We start from the raw sequence: 1421 nt of genomic DNA on the forward strand, positions 1-1421 counted from the left end.
CCCCCGCCCGTCTAGGGTGCTCCCCCCCGAACCCCGCCCCCCCGCCCCGCCGCCCCCCCGGCCCGCGCCTCCCCCCCGCCCGCGCCAAGCGGCCCACGCCTGTCGGGCATTCTTGCCGAGACGCAGAAGACCACGCTCGCCGGCTTCCGGCTGCTCGATCCCAGAGGCGTGGTCATCGCCGGCCGTGAGGAGGCCGGCCTGTCGCTCGCCGCTGTCGACGAGGTTGGCGCAGCGCTTGCCGGCCGCTACGCCAGCGCGCTCAGGCTGCGGGTTCCCGACCAGCCGTCGCCGCCGCTCTATTCGGTCAGCCGCGGCACCAAGGTTCGCGTCTTTGTCGCCATGCCGGTTGCGGTCTCCGGCAAGGTCGCCGGCGTCGTCTATCTGTCGCGGACGCCGAACAACATCGTCAAGCATCTCTATGGCGAGCGCGGCAAGGTGGCGCTGGCGGCAATCACCATCCTCGGCGGCGCGCTGCTGATCGGGCTGGTCTTCCTGCGCGCCGTCAGCCGTCCGATCTATGCGCTGATGGAACGCACGAAACGCATCGCCGCCGGCGACCGCGCGGCGATCAGGCCGCTCGATCACCACGGCACGCGCGAAATGGGTGAACTCTCTGCTGCTTTCCTCGACATGGCCGAAAAGCTGCACGCACGCTCCGACGGCATCCAGACCTTTGCCACCCACGTCTCGCACGAGCTCAAATCGCCGCTGACGGCGATCCAGGGGGCCGCCGAACTGCTGCGCGATTCGGGCAGCGCGATGGACGAGGCCGAGCGGCGGCGCTTTTCGGACAATATCGTCACCGATGCCGGCCGGCTCAATCTGCTGGTGCGCCGCCTGCTCGACCTGGCGCGCGCCGAAAATCTCGAGCCGAGCGGCGAAAGCACGTCGCTCACTGCTGCACTGGCGCTGCTGCCGGCCGACGACAGGCTGGCGGTGCGCGTCGAGGCGGGCACCGAGATCGGGCTGCGCATATCGGCCGAAAACGCTGCGATCGTGCTGGCCAATCTCATCGACAATTCGGCGCGGCACGGCGCGACGCTGGTATCGGTCACAGCCGCAAAAGCGGACGGCAAGGCCACCATCGTGGTCGCTGACGACGGCGCCGGCGTTTCGCCCAGCAACCGAGGCCGCATCTTCGAGCCGTTCTTCACCACGCGCCGCGATTCCGGCGGCACCGGCATGGGCCTCGGCATCGTGCTGGCCCTCCTGAAAGCGCATGATGGCACGATCCGGCTGGTTGACTCGGCGAGCGGCACGCGCTTCGAAATCATCCTGCCGGCGGCGTGACTCGGCGGTTCAGATCGGAAGGGCCAAAAGGTGCATTACGACATCGTCATCATCGGCGGAGCCATCGTCGGCTCCTCGGTCGCCTATTATCTGCGCGAGGAAGGGTTTTCGGGCTCGATCGCGCTTGTCGA

At 68.8% G+C, this 1421-nt stretch carries 1 pseudogene; it reads left to right on the plus strand.

Annotation, left to right across the window (positions count from 1 at the left end):
• Positions 1-36 precede the first annotated feature (36 nt).
• Positions 37-1290: pseudogene (locus NKJ32_RS35335) on the plus strand (ATP-binding protein); the annotation flags it as partial.
• Positions 1291-1421: the final 131 nt, after the last annotated feature.

It is taken from the genome of Mesorhizobium sp. M0159, from assembly GCF_040322295.1.
Taxonomy (GTDB): domain Bacteria; phylum Pseudomonadota; class Alphaproteobacteria; order Rhizobiales; family Rhizobiaceae; genus Mesorhizobium.